Genomic DNA, 23,739 nt, shown 5'->3' on the forward strand with positions numbered 1-23,739 from the left:
GAGCAATTAGTTGATAAAAGTTGTCATTATATGTCAAAGTAAAATCTACGACAAAATGTCAAACAAACTACTAGTCTGTCAAGAAATAATTAACGAATAAATTTTCTGTAGAGATGGCGATTTATCGCATCTCTTCAACCGTCAAAATGGGTTTGACAGACCACTAGCTTGTAATAATAGTTTGTAATTTTCAATTAATACATTTTTGATTGTGTGAGGAGCAAAAATGAGAAAACTTCGTTATATCTGTTTGAGTTTTGCGACTGCGGTAATAATTAGCTTGAGTTCCTGTAGCAGTACACCAACAGCAGAAAATCCATCAGCACCAATTGCTAGTCCTCAAGTTACAGAGGCAGTAAGTAATAACGGTCATAGCGGTCACGCTAGCAAAGAAAAAATTAACATTAATACTGCTATATTGTCAGAATTAGATAAGTTTGAAGGGAAACTAGGTGTTCCAGCTTTATCTAACAAAATTCAGGCAAATCGCCCTTATGGTAGCCCAGAAGATTTAGTTACGAAAAAAGTAATAACTCAAGAGCAATTCGACCAAATTAAAGACCAGGTTGGTGTTCAAGAAGTGGTGCTAACAGGTGAAGCAAAAGATGTAGATTATATGTCTAAATTAGGCTTAATGAAAGGGCATCTTTTAGTAGCAAAAGAACTGCTAGATCAAAATCAGCCGAAACAGGCAGAACCTCATATTGGACATCCAGTTGAGGAAATTTATGTTGATGTAGAAGATCAACTAAACGAGCGCAAAGTCAAAGAATTTAAGACAACATTAGTGAGTTTGCAAGATTTAGTAAAATCTAGTCCCAAGGATAGCAAAGTTAAAACTAATTTTGCTTCTTCAATGCAATCAGTTGATGGAGCGATCGCAGCTTTGCCAGAGACTCAACGCTCCAAACCAGGATTTGCGCTACAGGTAATTAACGAATTGCTAGATTCAGCTAACTCCGAATATCACGCTGCGATCGCAAATGGTAAAATAACTGCCCCAATTGAGTATCAAGACTCCCGTGGTTTTGTATTTTACGCCAATGATTTATACAAAGGAATTTCTAGTCAAGTAGCTCAAGCAGATGCCGAAGCACACAAAGCGATCGATGCTAGTTTCGCTGAACTACTCAAAGTTTGGCCCGCCGCCATCCCACCAGCCAAAGCAGTCAAAATACCTAATGATGTTACCAAGCTGGTGAAAACCATTGAAGAAAATTCTCAAAAAGTTGTTGACAAATCTAATACCAAAGCACAGCTATAACACTTTTTTTTAATGGAAAACAGATGGTAAGGAGTTTAGAATTAATCGTTAGGAATTACGAATTACGTACTCCTAACTAATTGCACTCTATTCATTACTTGAATTAACAACTGATGCAAGAACTTGACCAGAAAAAGACCATTGACCTGCTGAATGCCATCATGGAATTTGAACTAGCAGGGGTAGTACGCTATACACATTATTCTTTAATGGTAACTGGCCCTAACCGTATTCCAATCGTGGCTTTTTTCAAAGCACAGGCAAGTGAGTCTTTACTTCATGCCCAACAAGTAGGAGAAATTCTCACCGGTTTAGATGGGCATCCTTCCCTAAAAATTGCCCAAATGGAAGAAACCTACCAGCATAAAGTCAAGGATATCTTGGAAGAAAGCTTATCCCATGAAAAAAAGGCATTGGATCTGTATAAAAATCTCCTCGAAACTGTCACCAATGCTAGTATTTATCTTGAAGAATTCGCTCGCGGCATGATTGGACAAGAAGAGATGCATAATCTCGAACTGAAAAAAATGCTTCGCGATTTTAGCTAATAGTCATTGGTCATTAGTCATTAGTCATTGCTCATTAGTCAAAAAGAAATTCAAAGTACAACTGACTAATGACAAAAGACAACTGGCTAATGACAAAAGACAAAGGGAAAAAAAATGAATTTTAGTACTGCTCTACCTACTTTTGTAATTACACTCCGAGAAGGAGTAGAAGCTGCCCTTGTTGTTGGCATTGTGCTAGCTTTGCTAAAAAAAGCTAAACAATCCCGACTCAACTCTTGGGTATATGCTGGTGTCGGTGTTGGCATTATCGTCAGTGCCTTAATAGGTGTGCTATTCAGTTGGGTAATTCAAATACTGGGAGCAGCGAATCCTCAATACACCTCCGTAGTTGAGCCAGCCTTGGAAGGTGTGTTTAGTGTATTAGCGATCGCAATGCTCAGTTGGATGCTAATCTGGATGACTAAACAAGCCAGATTCATGAAAGCTACAGTTGAAGGAGCAGTAACAGAAGCAATAACACAAAATTCAAATGCTGGTTGGGGTGTTTTTACTTTAATTTTAGTTGCCGTTGTCCGCGAAGGCTTTGAAACTGTTCTATTCGTTGCTGCTAATTTTCAACAGGGATTAATGCCAGCATTGGGTGCTATTGGTGGTTTAGTAGCGGCAACTGCCATTGGGGTGCTGCTATTTAAATGGGGTGTCAAAATTAACATCCGCCAGTTTTTCCAGGTAATGGGCGTTTTGTTAGTGTTGATTGTCGCTGGATTGGTAGTTTCAGCCTTAAAACATTTTGACGACGCTGTGGCTAACCTTTCCCTTAGCAGTCGGGCTACAGAAAGCCTTTGTTTCTATTACGAACGTTTTACTAAAGTCCATTCCTGTATTTTGGGGCCAATCGTTTCAAATACTTCCACAATTTTGCCTGACGAACAGTTTCCTGGGATTATTCTCAAATCGTTATTTGGTTACAGAGACAATCTCTATCTCGTACAAGCAGTAGGATATGTGACCTTTTTACTCACTATTGGAGGACTGTATTTCCGCAGCCTTGGAGTTGCTTCTCCTGAAGGTAAAAAGAATATCCCCTTTGCTCAAAAACCAATTAGTTCGGCAAAAGATTAAAAGCACCAACAACCAGATCCGCGACTTCTTTAAGAAGTCGCGGATCTTAGAGGATGTTTTAAAAGTCCTCTGGTCGGTAGCAAAAAGTTTTAGATCCCCCTAAATCCCCCTTAAAAAAGGGGGACTTTGATTCTTCCCCTTTTTTAAGGGGAGCCAGCGCGGTCTTGGGGTCTCCCCCGCCGCAGGATGCGCGAAGCGCTGTAGTGGAGCGACTGGCGTGGGTTAGGGGGGATCAACAAGTGCCTAAAATTACAGTCAACCACTTTTAAAACATCCTCTTAGGATTACTATAATTATATTTAATTAACTAAGTTCCCTGTGGTGCAAACAACACTTGTTTAAGTTGCTGACAAGCCTTTTCAATTGCATCTATACTACCTGGATTCACCAAACCAAAATAATCAAATATATAGACTCGGTTATTTTTAGTTGCTTGTAATTGCTGCCAAAAAGCTTCCTTTTTTAGCGAATCTAAAAGCGCTACTCCTGAATTCCCTTGTGGGGGATTAACCAAAATTATCACCTCTGGATTTGCCTCTAAAACTTTCTCAGCCGAAAGCGTCACATAACCCCCAATTGGACTTTTACCTTGTAAATCTGCGGCGATATTTTTCGCCTGGAATTTCGTTAACAAATCCCCCGCCCAACTATTTTTATTTGGCGCTAAAATTGGTTGACGACTAACCAGCGCTAAAGTAGAAAAACCCTGAGTTGGCTTTTCTGGTAAAAAAGTTTTGTAACGATTTAACAAAGGCTGAGGATCGGCATTAATTTTTTGAGCAAGGGTTTTAGTAAGTTCTTCTAGAGATTCCCAATTATTCACCTTAGTGAGAAAAGTAGGAATTCCCAACTGCTGAAGTTTTTGAATGGGGATGTTAGAAAAACCTGCCGCACCAATAACTAAATCTGGTTTAAGTGCTAGTATTTTTTCCAAATTGGGCGGGCTTTGTCCTTCACTAACACGGGGAACATCTTTGAATTTTAATTCATTTTTAAATAATTTACTACCAGTGATGCCGATAATTTTTGTGGGAGCAAGTTGAGAGATAATATCAGCAGAAAGAGAAGAAAGAGCAACAACTCTTTTTGCTGTTCTTGTTGGTAATAGCTGAGAATTGGTGTTTGTATTCTCAGTAAGACTTGTGACTTTTGTTTGTGGGTGTTGAGTAGTTGCTGCCGTACAAGCAGCTAAAACTATACTCATCAAAACTGCGAAAGCAGATAATATCCAACGACGATGCATATTAAAATTCCTTAATCCTTAATATATAATTCGATACACGTTGCCCATATTTATCTAAATTGGGGTCGATGATGATTGTGTCCATCTACTGGTAGATATGTCTAACCATTTTTTGAACGTTGCAAGATCAACATTATTTTTGCGGTGTCTATTCGCTGTTGCTTTCACTGGTAGTTCGCTACTCCCCAACTTTGGAAGCGAACCAGCAAGGGCGCAAGTAACCCAATATTGTCAATTATCATCATCGGCGGCGAAAGAAAAAGAAGACTTCCGTTTATCAGCCCTCAAAGGCAATGAAAACGCTCAAACGCGCTACCAAAATATAGTACAAGAACAAGCACAGGAATTACACGAGTGCCGCACTCGGACTTGGCCGCAAATCCAAGCCATTTGGTTGCGCTTGTATCCCTGTGACATTCAGCCAGGAACAATCGATCAGATTATGGATCGAATTGTTAACCGTGGCTATAACCAAGTTAATTTGGAAGTATTTTACGATGGGCAGGTTTTGTTGCCAGCAAAAGCTAATCCGACAGTTTGGCCTTCTGTAATTCGGACTCCAGGGGCAGAAAACGCTGACTTGCTCGCCACCGCCATCAAAAAAGGTCGGCAACGCGGTTTGAAGGTCTATGCCTGGATGTTTACTGCCAACTTCGGTTATACTTACGCCCAACGCCCAGATAGAGAAGGTGCGATCGCTCGCAATGGCAAAGGTCAAACAAGCTTATATGTTGTAGACAACGGCTCTCAAGTATTTATCGACCCCTACAATCTGCAAGCAAAACGTGACTACAACCAATTAGTCCAAGAAATTTTGCGTCGTCGCCCAGATGGTTTGCTATTAGACTACGTGCGTTATCCCCGCCAAGCAGGAAGTGATTCCATCGCCACCAAAGTTTCAGATTTATGGCTATTTACCCCTGCAACCCAAGAAGCTTTATTTAAACGGGCACAAAATTATAAAGGGCTGGACTTGATTCGCCGCTTTTTGAGCAAGGGATTCATCACCGCCGGGGACATAGCAGAAGTTGATAAACTTTATCCTCAAGAAGGCGAACCCCTCTGGCAAGGACGCATTCTTCCACCAGCTGAAAAATCAATCCTACCTGCAACCGACAGACAACCGCTTTTACAATGGGAGTTGTGGCAGCTTGCTGTTGCCCACGCCATGCAAGGAATTCTTGATTTTGTCAATATAGCCAGTTACCCAGCAAAGCAGCAAGGGATTCCCACCGGAGTGGTGTTTTTCCCTGATGGCAACCAAACTGTAGGACAAGGGTATGATTCCCGCTTGCAACCTTGGGATCGGTTTTCTAGTACATTAGAGTGGCATCCTATGGCTTATGGGACTTGCGGTGATGCCAGTTGTATTGTGGCACAAGTGCAACGAGTTTTGAGTATGGCAAAACCGGGTACACAGATCATCCCTGCTTTAGCCGGTCAGTGGGGAAAATCTGTTAACAATCGTCCATCCCTAGAAGTGCAAATGCAAGCACTTCACCAATATGCCCCTCAACTGAAGGGAGTTAGCCATTTTGCCTATTCTTGGCAATATCCTGAAAGTGATAACGATCGCAAATTCTGTCGCACTCGGTAATCAACTGAGTGTCAATTTCGCCAATCACTTAACTTTGTCTGTAGAATCTCAGTCACTTTAGTGCTGAGAGTGTCAATAGTGTCAACTGATGGTGGCTTTTAGCTTACAGCTATTTTCAGGTAAATAGCTGTAAATTATTTACTCACTCTATAAATTGGTCTAACCTGACGAAAAGTATTAAGTAAACTCAGGAATTTACGACCATCAAAATTTATCGGGTCAACCTTTTTACCAGAACGATCTACGAGATGATGGGTAGTAATGCGATAGTCTGGGACTTGACTTTGAGCAATTAACCAAGCAAGAGATTTATATTGAGCCTCTGTGTAGCCGCTATGAGTTTGTTGGCTACTAGCATCATAGCTATCTGGCGGTGTTTCCAAAGAAACGTGATAAGCAAAATTATTCACAGATGCAGGTAAATTCGGATTAGTCTGCACAGTTTCCACTCCCTCTGGAGTCTCAAATACTGAGTTAGCTGCACCAAAAGCTCGCTTTTCTGGCGGTACTAGATAAACCACTACCCCGTCTAGCTTAACTAAAGCGTGGTAACTTGCTTGCACGCTTTCATCGTTATGGGCTACTTGAAAGAAATTAATGGCGCTGGAAGCAGAATAACCAGTTTCATGGAGGACGACAATCGGTTGATTGTTGACAATAATGCCGTTAACATCTTGGGTGTACCGTTCTCCATAGTTACTTGGGTCAACCGAAGCAACTTGATAATTAGGTCTATAGTGTGCAAAAGCTTGAGTAGTTACGTACCTTGCTAGAGGCTTGTTAGTCTTGACTGGCGACTTGATAACACGTTGAGTTTTCTTCTCTGGCTCTTTTGCTGATTGAAATTGCACCTGGGGATATTGACTCCAAGCTGTAACTCGTGGGTTGGATGGATGGTATGTTGTTATCTGATTATTATGTAATTTTGTTCCTCGTCCAATTAGCAGCACCATAATTAGAGCAGCGAACATTAGCGAGATTAGTAGCACCCTAGTCGCCCAGTCTTTAAACCTCATTTTTCTAATACCCGTAAAACGGTAGATATTAACTTATAGCTAAACTGGTATATCTCTGCTAGAGGCGCACTTTTGTAAACCCCTACCGCAGATGGTATCCAAACGAGAATCACTATAACACCTTAATCCTAGTCAAATATACGTTACTATTATATGTTTGATCTAAGTAATTGTTTTAGATGCTTCCTCTTTCTGTGGAGCTATTTAAATACTCGTTAATTAATTGTAGAGATCCAATTCAAGCTTGCAATCTAAAATCTAAAATAGTTAGCGCTTATACTCTGCCGCGTGGTGTTCGCATAGCCATAGGTAATGTCCCTCTGGAGTCAAGACTTTCTTTAATCCACCCCAGTGTTGCTGGGGATCTTTTTCTTCTAAAAGTTGACGCTTCAATAATTTGCAACAGTTCTTCGTTTGTCACCTGCAAACCTCACCAACTCTGTAGTCATATTTACTCAAGTAGTATATCGTAACTAAGCATTACAGATTGGATTAGTGTTTTCATGTCCATAAAAACGGCTGTAATGTTTAAATTAGCAGGGTGCGATCGCTTTTCCTGATCAAATTAGTTGGGTGCGATCGCTATTCGCGAGTATAAAAGACTCATTAACGGAGCTAAAAGACTCGTCAGCGAGTATAAAAGACTCATTAACGGAGCTAAAAGACTCGTCGGCGAGTATAAAAGACTCATTAACGGAGCTAAAAGGCTCGTTCACGAGTATCAAAGACTCGTCAGCGAGTATAAAAGACTCGTTAACGGAGCTAAAAGGCTTGTTCACGAGTATCAAAGACTCATTAACGGAGCTAAAAGACTCGTTCACGAGTATCAAAGACTCGTTGGCGAGTATAAAAGACTTATTAATATCATTTAAAAATGATACAAATGCGTTGGTAAGGGCATAGCAATGCCCATAGTGTCAACTTAACGCAAAATGGGCGGTTAGAAACCGCGTTTACACAAACAAAACTCACCAAACTGGGTTCAAAAGCCTTAATTTGACCTTAGAGGGTGTTTAAAAAGTTATATGGTGTGGTTTTTACCCCCCTTAATCCCCCCTTATAAAGGGGGGAAACAAGAAAATTAAGTTCCCTCCCCTTATAAAGGGGGAAACAAAAAAATCAAGTTCCCTCCCCTTTATAAGGGGAGGGTTAGGGTGGGGTAAAAATATTTGATACATCAATCACGACTTTTAAAATATCCTCTTAGTCCGCCTCCTCGGACTTCGTTCGTATAGCCGCGTTGCCCAAGCCGCGCACCGGAGGCATCATTCCATTCATTGGAGCTTAAATTGACACCAATGGTCAATGCAAGTTTAAAGTTGCCCTACAGTTGTTATTTCGGCAAATCAAATCTATGAATACAGTAAGCTCTAAAAACCAACAGTTAGGAGGTTTGTATGTTCAATCTCCTGAAGGAAAGCAACTAGGTTTTCCGCTCAAGCATACGGAAGTTCTAGCAAAAATTGCAGGTAACTTGTCACGAGTTGAGGTGATTCAAAGCTTTGAGAATCCCTTTACACAGTCTTTAGAAGCAGTGTATGTCTTTCCGTTACCAGATGAGGCAGCGGTAGATGATATGAAAATAAAAATAGGTAGCCAAATCATCAAAGGTAATATAAAAAAGCGTGAAGAAGCCCAACAAATCTACGAAAAGGCAAAACAAGAAGGACGCACTGCCGGACTTCTAGAACAAGAACGAGATAACATTTTTACCCAATCTCTAGCTAACATCAAACCTGGCGAACAAATTGATGTCACAATTCGTTACACCGAAAGCTTAAAATTTGAGGGGGGAAACTATGAATTTGTTTTCCCGATGGTGGTGGGGCCAAGATATATTCCCGGAACAACCATAGATGATAGCGGTGACACAGACCAAGTTCCTGATGCTTCCCGCATTACACCGCCTGTAGTCCCAGAAGGAACGCGAACCCGTCACAATATTAATGTCACGGTAGAAATTAATGCAGGTTTAGCAATTTCTGAAGTCCGTTCTCCTTCTCATCAATTAAAAATTGAACATTCAGGTGACATTGTGCGAATTCAATTAGCCGGAGAAGATACAATTCCTAACAAAGATTTAATTCTCCGCTATCAAGTTTCTGGTCAAGAAACTCAATCTACAATATTAACCCAAGCCGACGATCGCGGCGGACATTTTGCCATTTATCTAATTCCCGCTTTAGAATATTCTACTGATGAAATTGTCCCCAAAGATGTTGTATTTTTGGTGGATACTTCCGGTTCTCAATCTGGCGATCCGTTATGGAAGTGTCAGGAATTGATGCGACGATTTATCAATGGGTTGAATCCCAACGATACTTTCACAATTATCGATTTTTCCGATCGAGTCAGGCAGTTATCCCCAAAACCTCTGCCAAATACACCAGAAAATCGTGCCCTTGCGATCGCTTACATTAACAATTTACAAGCTTCTGGTAGTACAGAGATGCTCAGTGGCATTCGTACAGCCATAAATTTCCCCACACCAGTTGGAAGATTACGCAGTGTTGTCCTCTTAACCGATGGTTACATCGGTAACGAAAATGAAATTTTGGCAGAGATCCAACAGCACCTCCAACCCGCAAATCGACTTTATAGTTTCGGTGCTGGTAGTTCAGTTAACCGTTTTTTACTGAATCGCATCGCCGAAATTGGCCGGGGAATATCCCAAATTATTCGTCATGATGAACCCACGGAAGAAGTTGCCGAAAAGTTTTACAGGCAAATCAACAACCCCGTACTCACAAATATTCAAATCTCTTGGCATGGTGACACAGAATCGCCTGTCATTTACCCAACAATAGCGCCTGATTTATTTAGCGAACAACCATTAGTTTTGTTTGGTCGCAAACAAGATCGAGTCGGAGGTAATCTGCAAATCTCCGGTATTGCTGCGGGCGGTAAGCAGTATGAAAAAACGTTTCATCTCAAATTTGAGGAAACAGGAAATCTGGCTGTAGCGCAGTTATGGGGACGTGCTTGTATTAAAGATTTGATGAATCAAATGGTGAGTTTTGAAACCAAAACTGGTGTAGAATCGGTTACTGAAACAGCCTTAACTTATCAATTGCTTTCTCAATACACCGCTTTTGTTGCTGTCAGCGATGACGTGCGGGTTGAGCCAGGAAGTGAATATGTATCTATGCAAGTGCCGGTGGAAATGCCGGAAGCAGTTAGTTACAAAGCAGTGTTTGGTAGTCTTCCGGCTGGTATATCACTCTCAATGCCATCAGCGCCAACTTCAGCAGAAGCTCCAGATTTTCTCAAGAAAAGGCGATCGCCACAATCTCCAGTAGCGAAAGAAGTCGAGAGATCCTTGAGCTTTAATTTCCAGGAGATGGAAGAAGATAAAATATCAGACGCACACCCAAACCATCAGCTAGAGATTATCAGCGTCACTGGCTTAAATGATACAGAAATTGCTGAACTTACCCAACACCTGCAAAAACTAAACTTGCCTTCCGGCTTCAGTGGTGAAATCGTCTTTGAATTCACCGTCAACAACGGTCGGGTAGGAAAAGTAGTTTTGGATGAAAAAGCCTCAACCTTAAAAGATACGGTGGTAGTGGAGAAAATTAAGCGATCGCTCCTAGTTTGGAGAGTTCCTCCATCTACAACCGGCAAAATTGTCTTAACTTTGCGGATTCACATTTAACTTGTAGAGACGCGTTAGCAAAGCGGCACGAAGTGCAATTAATTTCGCGTCTCTATCAATCATTATCAATTGTTAGGTGTTTTAACTTGACGTGCCATATCTAAATAAGCACTCATATTCGCACCTGGACGACGACGACCATTAGAGCTAGTAGTCGAAGGAGCAAGATATTTTGGTGCAAAGGTGGTTTCGGTAGGCGTTTTTGCACTAGCTTTTGCTGCTGCTTTAGCGGGTTCAGCTTTGCCATTTTGAGATGCTTCTACTTTGGTTTTGGTCGCCGCAGCTTTGGTTGCTTTAGCAGTCTCAGGTTCAGGGCTTTTTGCCGCCTGAGATGCAACTGGTGCCACAGCCTTTTTACCGTTTGATGCTGCTGGTTTCGATTGACTGGTTGCTTCTTCTAGTTCTAAGAAGTAACCATTGCTTTGTTTCTTCCCAGGTAACAGCCTAGTCACGAAACCAAGAATACCAGTTACGAAACCGAGAATCCCTGAAATTAACTTTTTGATAAAATCCATTACAATTACTCCTGCCTTTTATATTTGGAACTCGACCGTAATTGTTAAAAATTACGAAAAAATGTTACATTTTCTGCTTTGCGTCACCTAATTTTGGTGACAACCCTTATAGGTTTGTGTTTAATCTACATTGTAGTAAAACTATAGGGCAAATGTTCTTTATGCAAGCACTTGCGACCTGTATACACTGAGAACTAATTATTAAATTTTACTGTAACTAAGAGCAAGATTCTGAAAGCAAGCTTTATAAAAATTAACATTTCTTTTCTTGAAAATTATTGATTGTAAAAAAGCAAGCAGTTTACTTTTAACCAGTGGCAGGAGTGTCATAGCCTATTAGCAGATAGCAACAGTACTCAGTTACATTTTCTACAGACTTAATTCAGCCAGATTTTAGAGATGAACACTGAAAATCAGCAGCGCAACCCCGTGTTATTAGTACACGGAATTGAAGATACAGGGGCAGTTTTCCATAAAATGGCGGGTCGCTTAAGATTACAGGGTTGGTCTGTACATTCTCTGGATCTAGTGCCTAATAATGGTGATGTGGGTCTAGACGAGTTGGCAAAGCAAGTAGCCGATTATATTGCAGCCACCTTTGGGTCAGAACAACACCTAGATTTAGTAGGCTTCAGCATGGGAGGAATTGTCAGTCGTTATTATATCCAGCGACTAGGAGGAATTAACCGCGTACAGAGGTTTATCACGATCTCTTCACCTCATTATGGAACTGTGGTTGCTTATGGTTCCCAACGTCCTGGTTGCGTACAAATGCGTCCACACAGCATTTTTCTCAAGGATTTAAATTCTGATGCTGTAATGTTGAGGCAACTAGATTTTACCTCTATCTGGACACCTTATGATTTGATGATTGTCCCAGCAAATAGTTCACAAATGCCCGTAGGACGCGAATTAATAGTACCAGTAGCCCTACACTCTTGGATGCTGACAAACTCCAGGAGTTTAGCAGTAGTAGAAGCAGCTTTAGCAGAGCCTTTAAAGCTACCATTGCTGAAAAAAGCATTCAGTTAGTAGCCAGAATGCTCACCACGCTATCTTTAATTACGAATTACGAATTACTTAAGTTCTATCTCCAATTTGTGTATGTTCATAACTCCCAAAAATCGCTTCTGGGTGACGATAATATTTGAATTCCATAACGTTATAAAAGGGATCTTCTAGAAAGAAAGTGCGATGTTCAAGAGGAGAACCAACAAAGCGATTTTTGGTTTCTTCGCGAAAAAGTAGCTGTTGTTGTTGTGCCCTTTCTAGTAAGTCTTGCCAGTCACGTTCTTGGGTAAAAATTAGCCCAAAATGTCTGGGATAGATGCTGTGTTGAGGTGTTAAGGGTTCTTTGGTGACATGAGCTACTAACTGATGACCGTAGAGATTGAGAATTAGAGCATGATGGTTTTCACGACCAGGAATGCAGCCCAACCCATTCACGTAATATGCTTTTGTTTGGGCAATGTCGGTGACAGGGAAAGCTAAATGGAATAAAGTTTGGCTCATAGCTGTGTGGAGAAGATTGGTATTGCCAGGCAGACTTACTTAGATTTTTTCACAAATCAGATTGGATTACTATAGGCATTGGCTTTGATTCTGGAATTTATCTGCGTAGGTAGGGAACAGGGAACAAATGAGTGTACAGAGAGAGATTTGTTCAGATTTAGTTAACAATGCAAACATATTAATTTATGCAGAGATTTCAAAAATTAAGTACTAAGCATGACAAATCCGTTATTCTACTGATATCCAGACAAAATTACTCATGAATAATTGCTGATGTCATCCTTAATTAATTCTGTAAATCCCTGGTTAGTAGGAGTAGTATTAAACACAATTCTATTGGGTTTAACTTGGATTGCTCCAAAAAAGCTACTTACCCCTGCTGGCTCATTCCATGCCTGGTTTCTGGCCATTCTAATTTGGGTAACTCTAGGCTGGCCAGGATATGTAGTAGTAATGTTCTATTTTCTGGTTGGTTCTGGTGTTACCCGCATTGGGATGGCGCAGAAAGAGGCTGAAGGAATTGCCGAAAAGCGTTCTGGAGCAAGGGGGCCAGAAAATGTTTGGGGTTCGGCTTTAACTGGGGCGCTGTGTGCCTTGGGAGTAGGGATCGTAAATTCGGGATTGGTTGTACTGAGTCCCCAATTTATAGTACCCAACCTCCAGTCACTATTATTGTTAGGCTATGTAGCGAGTTTCAGTACCAAACTGGCTGACACTACTGCTAGTGAAGTCGGTAAAGCGTATGGTAAAAGTACTTATCTAATTACCACACTCCAACCAGTCCCTCGCGGTACAGAAGGAGCGGTAAGTTTAGAGGGAACTTTAGCTGGGATTGTGGCTTCTGTTGCGATCGCATTTGTTGGCTGGGGAGTTGGTTTAATTGATCTATTAGGAGTCGCTTGGTGTGTACTGGCAGCATTTATTGCCACTAACTTAGAAAGTGTGATTGGGGCAACACTGCAATCTAAGTATACGTGGCTAACCAATGAAGTGGTAAATATTTTTAATACATTAATCGGTGCGATCGCGGCTGTGCTACTTGCCTGGACATGGGTAAATATCATGTAGATTGGGCATTGGGCATGGGGCAGAATCTTTTAATAACTCCTAACTCCTCACTCAGCACTCATGAGGTGGAGTGGTAGAAAATAAGTAATCTGCCTGAATACTGGGCTACCCCTGATATTTTCAATCCTGTTTTGTCCCAGATCCACTGTAAAAGAGATCATGGGAAATTATATTATTTACTAGCTATATAATTTTCTGGCCATCTAGTTTTAATTAGTTCATGGAATCTTTATCATATTTATCCATCAACAAACGGATGATTTCTATATGATTTAATTTAAAAGTCCTATAAGTGTTTAACCATTTTCACACAATTAATTCATGGAATCTTTATCATTTTTGACAATTGATGACAAAATAATTTCTATTGAGGAAGCAGTAAAATACCTTCAAGCCTCTGGAAAATTGGGACAGTTCATTGGGGATATTCTCCGCCAGTACGTACTTGAGGAAGAAATCAGAACACGAGACGATATTGAGATTGGTACAGCAATAACTGAACAAGCAATTATCGACTTTCGGCTCAAAAATCAACTAACTGACCCCCAGAATTTTCAAGAATGGTTAAAGACCAACAATACAGATTACGCTACATTTCATACATCGGTTACTTTCGGTTACAAGTTAGAAAAGCTGAAAGCTGTAGTGACACAAGGAAAACTCCAAGAATATTTTATTGAACGTAAAATCTTTTTGGATCGGGTAGTACTTTCTCGGATCGTTGTTGATAATCGAGAATTGGCAGACGAAATACAAACCCAAATTGAAGAAGGAGGTAGTTTTGAACAACTAGCTAAAGAGTATTCCCTTTCAGATGACCGCATTGTGAACGGCATGATGGGAATCGTCAGCCGAGGCAGTATGCCAGATATATTACGCGCAGCTATTGATGTGGCGAGTCCTGGACAATTGATAGGCCCAATAGAAATCGTTGGCAAAGACTCTCCCCAAGGAGAAGGCCCTTATGGTTTGTTTCGAGTAGAACAATTTCTGCCAGCGTCTTTAGAAGATACTCAACTAAATATTGCACTACAAAATGAGTTATTTGAGAAATGGCTAGCAGAGAAAATTCAAAAACTGACAGTCAAGTTACAAGTGAGTTAACAATTCTGGATAATGAATCTTTACGATTAAAAGTACTAGCTTCTTTGTCTTGGAATCAGCCGCCGCTATGCTGGCTGACTCCCGAACAACAATCCCAATTGGAAAATGAATGCCAAACTCGTCAGTATCGTTTGGGAGAAAAAATTTGGTCAAATGATGTTGGCGGTTCCCAATTCTTAATTGTGGCTGGAAAAGTTCGCTTGCGAGAAGACAGTCGCTACAAGTCGGCGTCGTCTCAAGAGGGTGTTGGCAAATCTTTAGCAGCCCTAGATGTGGGGGATTGGTTTGGTGATTTACAAAAGCTGTCTGCGGATTTTAAAGCTGTAGCAGCTAGTAAAGAAGTAGTAGTAGTGTATTGGGATACAGCCCTGTGGCTAGAGTTTTCTAACCCACAAATTCAAGAGTTCTGGCAAGTGTTACCAGTAGATATTGAGTCCGAGAAGGAAAGCTTTTCCTTCTCTTCCACTCCTTCACTATCGCCAACTTTGGATGGGACTTCCAGCCCCCACAGCCTCCAACCCCAAAGAGGACTCCCATCGGCCAATCTCATCATCTCAAATTATCCCTTTGTTGCTAGCTGGAACACTGCTGCTGCATGTTTAACAATGGTGGCACAACAGCTAGAAAATTCTGTGCAACTAGATTGGGTGCAGCGCCAAATCAGAGGACAACGCCCAAAACAGGTTGTAGAAGCGGCAGAAAAATTAGGGTTAGTGTTGCGACGGTTACAAGTAAATTGGAGTGAGTTGCGACAGCTGTCATTTCCAGCTTTACTACTGTGGAATTCTGACTCACCCCAGAGTCCATCTTGGGTGGTAGCTTATGGAGTTAAAGGCGATCGCTTAATTATTGCTAACCCTCTAAATCCCGATCGCATTTGTGAAAGCTTACCGCAGTCAGTAGTTGATGCATCTTGGGATGGGCAATTGTGGCAAGCAGAACTCATAGCGCAGCAAGAAAAATTTAACCTCAGTTGGTTTACTCCAGCAGTTTGGAAATATAAAGGATTACTAACAGAAGTATTGTTAGCATCTTTTACCTTACAGCTTTTGGGGTTAACCACACCGCTAATTACCCAAGTCGTCATTGATAAAGTGATGGTGCAGGGGAGTTTGCCGACTCTTGATGTAATGGCGATCGCACTTTTATGCGTAGCTATATTTGAGTCTATATTGGGCATCCTGCGCTTATTTATCTTTACCCATACCGCTCGTCGTCTGGATTTAAGTTTATCAGCCCAGCTATTTCGCCATCTGATGCGTTTGCCTTTAGCTTATTTTGAGGCGCGGCGCGTCGGAGACACAGTAGCACGAGTCCAGGAACTCGAACAAATTCGCCAGTTTCTCACAGGTACAGCATTAACTGTGATTCTGGATAGCATCTTTGCTGTGGTCTACCTAGCATTGATGTTTTACTATAATATCCCACTCACCTTTGTCGCCTTAGCAGTACTGCCACTGTTTGCAACTTTGACGATAGTTGCAACCCCAATTCTGCGTAACTGGCTGAACGAAACCTTTAACCGGAGTGCCGATAGTCAGTCGTTTCTAGTAGAGACAATTACCGGGATTCATTCAGTTAAAGCCCATGCAGCCGAACCAGTCGCCCGCGATCGCTGGGAAGGCTTATTTGCTCGCTTCATTCGCACAGGTTTTAAAGCCTCCACCACCTCCAATATCAGCAGCAACCTTGGTGACTTTCTCACCAATTTTTCCACCATGCTGATTCTCTGGTTTGGAGCCAAGTTAGTCATTGAGCAAAAGCTGACAATTGGACAGCTAGTTGCCTTTCAAATGCTTTCTGGTAGAGTCACAGGGCCGCTTTTGCGCTTAGTACAGTTGTGGCAAAACCTCCAACAAGTATTACTCTCTGTAGATCGCATTGGTGATATTCTCAACGTCTCTCCAGAAGCAGAACTAGGAACCGGTCTAGTTTTGCCGCCCCTAAAAGGACAAGTCACCTTCGAGCAAGTATTTTTCCGCTACCGCCCGAACTTTGAAGCAATTTTGCGGGGAATCTCTTTCAGTGTCGAACCAGGGCAATTTGTTGGCATTGTCGGACGCAGTGGTTCGGGAAAAAGTACCCTATCTAAGCTATTGCAACGCCTCTATCAAATTGAATCAGGACGCATCCTCATTGATGGTTTTGATATTAAAAGTGCCGATTTAGCCTCACTGCGGCAACAAGTTAGTGTAGTTCTCCAAGAAGACTTTTTATTCAACGGTTCCATTTTGGAAAATATCACTCTTGGCACTCCCGACATTACCGCAGAGCAAGTGGTAGAGGCAGCAAGATTAGCAGTCGCCCACGACTTCATTAGTCAATTACCCTACGGTTATGAAACCAATGTGGGTGAACGCGGTACAGCTTTATCTGGTGGACAAAGACAACGTATTGCCCTAGCAAGACTATTTCTTTCTCAAGCACCGATTTTAGTTTTGGATGAAGCTACCAGCGCTTTGGATAGTGAAACTGAACAACAAGTACTGCAAAATCTGCAAAAAGTTTCCGTTAACCGTACTGTGTTCCTGATTGCTCACCGTTTTGCTCCCCTCAAACGGGCTGATTTGATTTTGGTATTAGAGCAAGGTGTGATTGCTGAACGTGGTACTCACTCCCAGTTGTTGCAACAAAAGGGTTTGTATTGGTCATTATATCAACGCCAGCAAGCAAACATTTAGTAGCTTGAACAAACTCGAAGAACCCCTTCCCGTAAGTTTAGGGCTTTTTCATTCGACAAGGTAGGGATTTTGTCAACAGTATGGGCAATACTGTTCGGTTAAGGCAAGAGACGCGATAAATCGCGTCTTTGGGGTCTATTATTTTTATCAAATAACCTTAACCGAACTGTATTGAATCTGGGGGGATCTGCAATAACTACAAGACTTACGCAAAATCATGAAAAAACGAACCGCAAAGGACGCAAAGGACACAAAGAAATAAGAGTTTCAGAGAGTTTTTGTGTAAGTCCTAAACTAATTGCTCTAACTGAGAAATATTAGGAATTTAACGACAATTGTCGCAATGTCCACAACGCCAGTTAGCAGCTTCTTTGTCAAAACCAAAGGCATTTAACAAAAATTGCCAACGACACTGTTTTGTAGTCAGGTATTGATGCATTTGTTTGGCGGCGTGTAATTGCGTCGGTGGCTGATTTCCGGCTTTTTGCCCAATGGTGTAATGAAAAGGGTCAAGCCAGTTTAGCTGACCACTGCTGTGGAGTAAAGCCAGTGCCGTAGCACCTTCAGGAAATTGTCGGGTTACAGCATTCACTTCTCCCTGCTTTGGTAATTTTTTCACAAGTTGCTGCGCTATTTGTTGTTGCGATCGCATTTGTTCGTGAAAAAACTCCTGTCTTTGCTTATCCTCTGGATCTAACCACCCCGTAGGTTCACTTACCAATGTTAACGCTTCTGCTGGTTTCCCATCCCTTCCAGCGCGGCCAATTTCTTGCACATATTCAGATAGCAGATGTGGCGCGTGAAAGTGGGCTACCCAACGAACATCTGATTTATTAATTCCCATCCCAAAGGCACAGGTACAAACCACAAAAGGCATTTTACCACTTAACCAGCTTGCTTCTACTGCCCGGCGTTCTGTTGCACCCAATCCTGCATGATAACTAGCTGTAGCATAACCTATCTCTGCTAACCATTGGGCTAAATCTTCGCTATCTCTCCGAGTGCGAACATAAACTAATCCCGATTGTTGCGGTCTATTTTGAATAAACTTTAATAATTGTTGTTTCCTACCTCGTGGTGTCCAAGCGATGCGAACGCTGGGATGCAAATTAGAACGGTAGGGATTTAAACGGAAAATCTCTGGTTGTTGTAATTGTAAAACTGTTTGAATAATTTTTTGGGCTGAGGGGTCAGCAGTTGCAGTAAAAGCGGCGATGCTAATTTTTGTTCCTGGTGGTTTTGATTTTAGCAATGCCGGACGTACTGCCCCTAATCTGCGATAAGCTGGGCGAAAAGTATCACCCCACTGCACTAAACAATGAGCTTCATCTAAAATTAAGCCATTAATTTGCAATTTTGGCTGACATAATCTTTCCCACACAGGCGGACTCAGCAAAGTTTCTGGTGATAAATAAAGTAATCTTAGCTGTTGATGTTCCAAAGCTTGCAGAGTTGCACGGCGTTGAGATGAAGGTAATTCACTATGCAAAAGTGCCGCTTTTTGGTGGCTTTCTCGTAGTTCCTGTACTTGATTTTCCATTAGCGCCACCAAGGGCGAAACTACCAAAGTTAATCCTGTTTGTAGCAATGCAGGAAGTTGAAAACAAATCGATTTTCCGCCACCTGTGGGCATAATAATCAGCGCATCTTTTTGTGCCAATAAACTACTGACGATTTCTCCCTGTGGTGGGCGGAAATCTTCATAACCCCAAATTTTTTTAAAAGCTGCGCGAACTTCTTGCCAAGATTTTGTTGTAGGCTGATTCATAATCAATGGTAGATGCACCCATATCCTTGAACACTGAATATAGCCTCTGTTATCCAGCTAATGGTTCAGTAATTTCATCATTTTAGGTTGCAACCCACTGACTGCAAGAATGAATTAAAATTAATTATTACGCATCAACATATTAAATAGAAGATTCAAGCAGATGAACGAAGATTTAAAACATAAATTTTATATCAGCACCGATAAATCTAAATTAGATATTCAAATTATCCATGATTTTTTACAAACTTCCTATTGGGCTGAAAACATCCCATTAGCCACTGTGAAAAAGTCAATAAACAATTCTTTATGTTTTGGACTTTATGAAGGTAATCAACAAGTCGGCTTTGCGAGAGTCATTACTGATTACGCAACTTCTGCGTTATTAAAAGATGTTTTTATTCTAGAGCCTCATCGAGGACAGGGTTTAGGAAAATGGTTTGTAGAATATATTTTGGAATATCCAGAACTGCAAGACGTGCAAAGGTGGATGTTAGGCACAAAAGATGCTCATGGACTTTATCGCCGTTATGGTTTTAAAAATTTGACAGAGCCGGAAAAAATCATGATGCGTTTAAATCCTAATACTAATCAAGCATAAGTAAGAGAATATTTTAAAAGTATTAGGCGAGAGAAGTCGCTACTACACAAACATAGGTGCTTTGCTGCTTACCGCAGGGTAGTCCATGCAGTGAGACTACCCAAAATCAAAGATTTGCTAACCTGCGGAAGGAGTTTTTGTCTGTATAGCCGCGACTTATAGTCACCAGGGCTACTGATTTTGGGAATGGAAAGGACAACCACCTGCTGTTAATTTCTGAAGAAAGACATTATTATCAAAATAATGCTCTAAAGACTCAATCTTCAAATCATCAGTCACGCGAGCAATACTAACTCCTACGATTTCTACTGTTTCTCCTGTGGGTGCATAGTCTTTATAGGAACCATTAAATGTTCCCCAATGTCGCCACTTAAAGGTAACATTAGGCGGCCCCGAAAGAACTTCTGTTAATTCCCAAAGGAAGCCATTAGGAAAGGCTGTATGGAAAACTTGAAATGAAGATTCAAAGGTTTCTGTTTCAGAACTATACTGCTCACTTTCACCCAGAAAGAGATTATAAGTACCTTGGACTGCGACATCCTGAGCAGTGAATTTTTGTCCTCCATTGGTACTCATTTTGAACTTATCAGTAACAATCGAAAGCCACTGTTGAGGATTAGATTTATTAGAAGCTTCCATCTCAAAATTTCGGACTAAATTTTGGGCGATCGCTTCTAAAGAACCTTCAGGATGCTGAAATTTACTCTCCTGATGAAGAAATTCATTGGTGTAAGAATAATCCGGGCGTTTTCCTTCTCGCCACTGTACTTCTTCATCATGAGCAATCACTATATCTCTATCTTGTACCCAGAGTGGCAATCCTGTTGTTTTCTCGCTACTCATACAAGCTGACTCGCTATAAACATCGTTTCTCAGAATAAAGTTTTTTGGATATTAGGTAAGTCAGAATATATAAAAAGTAAAAAATATTCATAATCAACTCAGTAGGCTTGAATTTTTGCACAAATACAATTCATGTCTTACCTTTTTCCTGCCCTCTGCCTCTTATCAAGCGCACATAATATAACTCCTCCCCAAAATCGGAGAGGAGTTTTTTAGCATCACTTAAAAACAAGATGCGGTGCTTTTATTAAAGGTTGTTTGAAAAGTATTTGGCTGTGATTTTAGGCACTTAGAGATCCCCCCCAGCCCCCCTTAAAAAGGCTACTGTGTACACACAAGTCTGAAATAGCTGATTAACCAGGGTTTTACCCCACCCTAGCCCTCCCTTATAAAGGGGAGGGAACTAGATTTCCGGTTTCCCCCTTTACAAGGGGGATTAAGGGGGGTAATTCGACTTGTGTGTACACCGTAGCTTAAAAAGGGGGAGCCGGAATCTAAGTCCCCCAATTTATCGGGGGATTTAGGGGGATCTGAAATGTTTTGCTACCAATGAGAGGACTTTTCAAACAGCCTCTTATGGGCAGTTTGACAGATTAGAATTTTAGACTTTTTGTGCAGTTACTTCTTCTGGCTTTTTTTGAGTTTGCAATGCAGAATACAATCTATTCAACGCATTTACATAAGCTTGCGCGGATGCCACGATGATATCTGTGTTCGCTGCATGACCAGAAAACACTTTAGATTCATAACGCAAACGAATTGTCACTTCGCCAATGGCATCAATACCGGCTGTTACTGACTGCACAGAAAACTCAATTAACTCGTTGGGTACATTCACAACCCGATTGATGGCTTTGTAAACTGCATCCACTGGCCCAGTACCGATCGCAGCATCGGTTAATTCTTCACCTTCTGGGGTACGCAGAGTGACTGTGGCTGTAGGACGGGCGTTGCTACCACAAGAAACTTGCACCAACTCTACCCGGAATAAATCGGGTGCTTGTTGAATTTCATCGTTAACGATCGCTTCCAAATCCCAATCGGAAATGTCTTTCTTTTTATCTGCTACTTCTTTGAATCTGACGAAGGCTTTATTTAGCTCAGTATCTGACAGTTCAAAGCCCAATTCTTTCAACCGGGTGCGGAAAGCATTTCTCCCTGAGTGTTTGCCCAAAACTATTTGATTGTCTGTCAAGCCAATCAATTGGGCATCCATAATCTCATAAGTAAGTTTGTTTTTTAACACCCCATCTTGGTGAATTCCAGACTCATGAGCAAAGGCATTTGCCCCCACGATCGCTTTATTTGGTTGTACCAACATTCCCGTCAAATTGGAAACTAAGCGTGAGGTTTTGTAAATTTGTCGGGTGTCGATATTTGTCAGGGATTCTTGAGAATCTTCTGGTCTGCCGAGATAGGGATTAAAATATTGTCGCCGCACATGCAACGCCATCACCAATTCTTCTAATGAGGCATTGCCGGCGCGTTCGCCAATGCCGTTGATGGTACATTCTAGTTGGCGTGCGCCATTTTTTACGGCTTCTAAGAAGTTAGCAACTGCCAAGCCTAAATCATTGTGGCCGTGAACGGAAATAATTGCTTGGTCGATGTTGGGGACATTTTCGATAATGCCCTTAATTATTGCCCCAAATTCGCTTGGGGTGGTGTAACCCACAGTATCAGGAATATTAACTGTTGTTGCACCAGCTGCGATCGCACCCTCTAATACTTGGTAAAGAAATTCTGGATCGGAACGAGCCGCATCCATCGGCGAAAATTCCACATCTGTCATGAAGGACTTGGCATAAGCTACCATTTCTTCAGCGATCGCTAGCACTTCTGCCCGTGACTTCCGTAACTGATACTCTAAATGAATATCAGAAGTGGAAATAAATGTGTGAATTCTACCCTTAACTGCGGGTTTTAATGCTTCTGCGGCCGCTTCAATATCTGCTTTAATCGCTCTTGCCAAACTGCAAATTACTGGGCCATTTTCTGTCCCGACAATTTGGGCAATCTTACTAACTGCCTCAAAATCTCCCGGACTAGCAAAGGCAAAGCCAGCCTCAATTATATCTACACCCAGACGCGCCAGTTGTTTGGCAATAACTAGCTTTTCGTCTATATTCAGAGTCGCTCCCGGACACTGCTCTCCATCTCGCAGTGTAGTATCAAAAATAATGATTCGATCTGTTTTGTTTGTCATTTGCCGTTTGTTGTTTAATTTTTACTTGTGGCTTAATATATCTTCAACCTTAGTTTTTCTTTTACTCTTACTTTTGTAAATAATTGCTAAGGATATTAACCTTCGGTTTTTTCTATTTGATCTCTGATATCATTTAAATCTATATATCTATCAGTAGCATTCCGTAGCTCTCTAGCAATCATTCCTTCTGTCGACACTACCGTAATATGTGTATTTTTAGAGCGTAATAATTCGATTGCTCTTTCAAAATCCCCATCGCCACTGAATAATACTACTCGGTCATATTGGTCTACTGTATTAAACATATCTACAACAATTTCAATATCTAAATTCGCTTTTTGTGAGTAGCGACCAGAAGTATCATCATAATATTCTTTCAGAATTTTAGTTCTAACTGTATATCCTAAACTAATTAGGGCATCTCTAAAACCTCGTTGATCTTGTGGGTCTTTTAAGCCAGTGTACCAGAATGCATTAATTAATGTTGTTTCTGATTGCTCATGTTTAAAGTATTCTAAGACTCGCCGTGGGTCAAAAAACCACCCATTTTTTTGTTGAGCATAGAACATATTGTTTCCGTCTACAAAAATAGACAGACGATTCATTGGAGAACCCATACAAATTTACACCTAATAATATAAATGAATTTAGATGGAACAATAGATTATAGCAATTTTCAAATACCTTGTTTGCTAATATCTATAAAGTAGCTCTTCATCATATAGCTTTTATCCTACCTCTTTCAAGGCATAAAAACTGATGCAACATTGGAGTTGAGATCCGGGGTGCTAAACCCTATTCACCTCCGCCACTGCAAGAGCTACCCCTGCGATCGAAATCTACCAATAAAATTGAACCAATAACAGCATTCATAGCTGTATAACACTAAAGTTTACTCCTAAAGAGGTATAGCATAGGCTTAGGGTAGGATATAAGTTAATGCCTATCTATAAGTAAAACTGTCAGTATCAGGATTGGCTTTGTGGGGAGTACCAATATTGTGCCAAAGACAGAAGACGGCCTTGGGGACAG

General features: G+C 41.2%; 18 protein-coding genes. 10 read left to right on the forward strand and 8 right to left on the reverse strand.

Annotated elements, in window-relative coordinates; translation table 11 throughout:
- Positions 1-226: 226 nt before the first annotated feature.
- The 3 genes from GTQ43_RS21755 (at position 227) to GTQ43_RS21765 (ending at position 2,895) form a co-directional block, all read left to right on the forward strand.
- On the forward strand, positions 227-1,264 hold the full coding sequence (locus GTQ43_RS21755) for a ComEA family DNA-binding protein (protein WP_265274820.1): 1,038 nt from the start codon (positions 227-229) through the stop codon (positions 1,262-1,264).
- 113 nt (positions 1,265-1,377) lie between these two features.
- Complete coding sequence (locus GTQ43_RS21760; protein WP_265274821.1) at positions 1,378-1,812, forward strand: ferritin-like domain-containing protein; 435 nt, start codon at positions 1,378-1,380, stop codon at positions 1,810-1,812.
- Between the two features lie 114 nt (positions 1,813-1,926).
- Complete coding sequence (locus tag GTQ43_RS21765) at positions 1,927-2,895, forward strand: FTR1 family iron permease (protein ID WP_265274822.1); 969 nt, start codon at positions 1,927-1,929, stop codon at positions 2,893-2,895.
- A gap of 307 nt (positions 2,896-3,202) precedes the next feature.
- On the opposite strand, the gene GTQ43_RS21770 is transcribed toward GTQ43_RS21765, so the two are convergent.
- Entirely contained in the window at positions 3,203-4,138 is a 936-nt protein-coding gene (locus GTQ43_RS21770) for an ABC transporter substrate-binding protein (RefSeq protein WP_265274823.1), read from the reverse strand.
- Between the two features lie 97 nt (positions 4,139-4,235).
- On the opposite strand from GTQ43_RS21770, the gene GTQ43_RS21775 reads away from it, so the two are divergent.
- Positions 4,236-5,735 (forward strand): family 10 glycosylhydrolase, encoded by a 1,500-nt coding sequence (locus GTQ43_RS21775; protein ID WP_265274824.1) that lies wholly within the window; start codon positions 4,236-4,238, stop codon positions 5,733-5,735.
- A gap of 134 nt (positions 5,736-5,869) precedes the next feature.
- On the opposite strand, the gene GTQ43_RS21780 is transcribed toward GTQ43_RS21775, so the two are convergent.
- A complete protein-coding gene (locus GTQ43_RS21780) occupies positions 5,870-6,751 on the reverse strand; it encodes a peptidoglycan recognition family protein (protein WP_265274825.1) in 882 nt (293 codons plus the stop codon).
- Positions 6,752-8,105: 1,354 nt separating this feature from the next.
- Between GTQ43_RS21780 and GTQ43_RS21785 the strand changes: the two genes are divergently transcribed.
- Positions 8,106-10,409, forward strand: coding sequence for a VIT domain-containing protein (locus GTQ43_RS21785; protein WP_265274826.1), 2,304 nt, complete (start codon positions 8,106-8,108; stop codon positions 10,407-10,409).
- A 65-nt stretch (positions 10,410-10,474) separates the two neighbouring features.
- On the opposite strand, the gene GTQ43_RS21790 is transcribed toward GTQ43_RS21785, so the two are convergent.
- Positions 10,475-10,924, reverse strand: coding sequence for a hypothetical protein (locus GTQ43_RS21790; RefSeq protein WP_265274827.1), 450 nt, complete (start codon positions 10,922-10,924; stop codon positions 10,475-10,477).
- 399 nt (positions 10,925-11,323) lie between these two features.
- On the opposite strand from GTQ43_RS21790, the gene GTQ43_RS21795 reads away from it, so the two are divergent.
- Positions 11,324-11,956, forward strand: coding sequence for an esterase/lipase family protein (locus tag GTQ43_RS21795; protein WP_265274828.1), 633 nt, complete (start codon positions 11,324-11,326; stop codon positions 11,954-11,956).
- Positions 11,957-12,004: 48 nt separating this feature from the next.
- On the opposite strand, the gene GTQ43_RS21800 is transcribed toward GTQ43_RS21795, so the two are convergent.
- Positions 12,005-12,436 (reverse strand): VOC family protein, encoded by a 432-nt coding sequence (locus tag GTQ43_RS21800; protein ID WP_265274829.1) that lies wholly within the window; start codon positions 12,434-12,436, stop codon positions 12,005-12,007.
- A gap of 273 nt (positions 12,437-12,709) precedes the next feature.
- Between GTQ43_RS21800 and GTQ43_RS21805 the strand changes: the two genes are divergently transcribed.
- From GTQ43_RS21805 to GTQ43_RS21815, 3 genes are all read left to right on the forward strand, one after another.
- Entirely contained in the window at positions 12,710-13,504 is a 795-nt protein-coding gene (locus tag GTQ43_RS21805) for a TIGR00297 family protein (RefSeq protein WP_265274830.1), read from the forward strand.
- A gap of 321 nt (positions 13,505-13,825) precedes the next feature.
- A complete protein-coding gene (locus GTQ43_RS21810; protein ID WP_265274831.1) occupies positions 13,826-14,608 on the forward strand; it encodes a peptidylprolyl isomerase in 783 nt (260 codons plus the stop codon).
- On the forward strand, positions 14,557-17,289 hold the full coding sequence (locus GTQ43_RS21815) for a type I secretion system permease/ATPase (RefSeq protein ID WP_265274832.1): 2,733 nt from the start codon (positions 14,557-14,559) through the stop codon (positions 17,287-17,289). Before GTQ43_RS21810 ends, GTQ43_RS21815 begins: the two co-directional genes overlap by 52 nt.
- A gap of 325 nt (positions 17,290-17,614) precedes the next feature.
- Here the strand turns inward: GTQ43_RS21815 and GTQ43_RS21820 are convergent, their stop codons facing one another.
- The gene (locus GTQ43_RS21820) at positions 17,615-19,057 is read right to left on the reverse strand and encodes a RecQ family ATP-dependent DNA helicase (protein WP_265274833.1); all 1,443 of its coding nucleotides are present in this window, start codon (positions 19,055-19,057) and stop codon (positions 17,615-17,617) included.
- Positions 19,058-19,220: 163 nt separating this feature from the next.
- Here GTQ43_RS21820 and GTQ43_RS21825 point away from each other — a divergent pair, with 163 nt between their 5' ends.
- Positions 19,221-19,658, forward strand: coding sequence for a GNAT family N-acetyltransferase (locus GTQ43_RS21825; protein WP_265274834.1), 438 nt, complete (start codon positions 19,221-19,223; stop codon positions 19,656-19,658).
- Positions 19,659-19,829: 171 nt separating this feature from the next.
- Here GTQ43_RS21825 and GTQ43_RS21830 read toward each other — a convergent pair whose 3' ends face one another.
- From GTQ43_RS21830 to GTQ43_RS21840, 3 genes are all read right to left on the reverse strand, one after another.
- Positions 19,830-20,501, reverse strand: a complete 672-nt coding sequence (locus tag GTQ43_RS21830) for an ester cyclase (protein ID WP_265274835.1) — start codon at positions 20,499-20,501, stop codon at positions 19,830-19,832.
- A gap of 601 nt (positions 20,502-21,102) precedes the next feature.
- A complete protein-coding gene (locus GTQ43_RS21835; RefSeq protein ID WP_265274836.1) occupies positions 21,103-22,707 on the reverse strand; it encodes a 2-isopropylmalate synthase in 1,605 nt (534 codons plus the stop codon).
- Between the two features lie 95 nt (positions 22,708-22,802).
- Positions 22,803-23,324, reverse strand: coding sequence for an NYN domain-containing protein (locus tag GTQ43_RS21840; RefSeq protein ID WP_041565194.1), 522 nt, complete (start codon positions 23,322-23,324; stop codon positions 22,803-22,805).
- Positions 23,325-23,739: the final 415 nt, after the last annotated feature.

This window comes from Nostoc sp. KVJ3, assembly GCF_026127265.1.
Taxonomy (GTDB): Bacteria; Cyanobacteriota; Cyanobacteriia; order Cyanobacteriales; family Nostocaceae; genus Nostoc.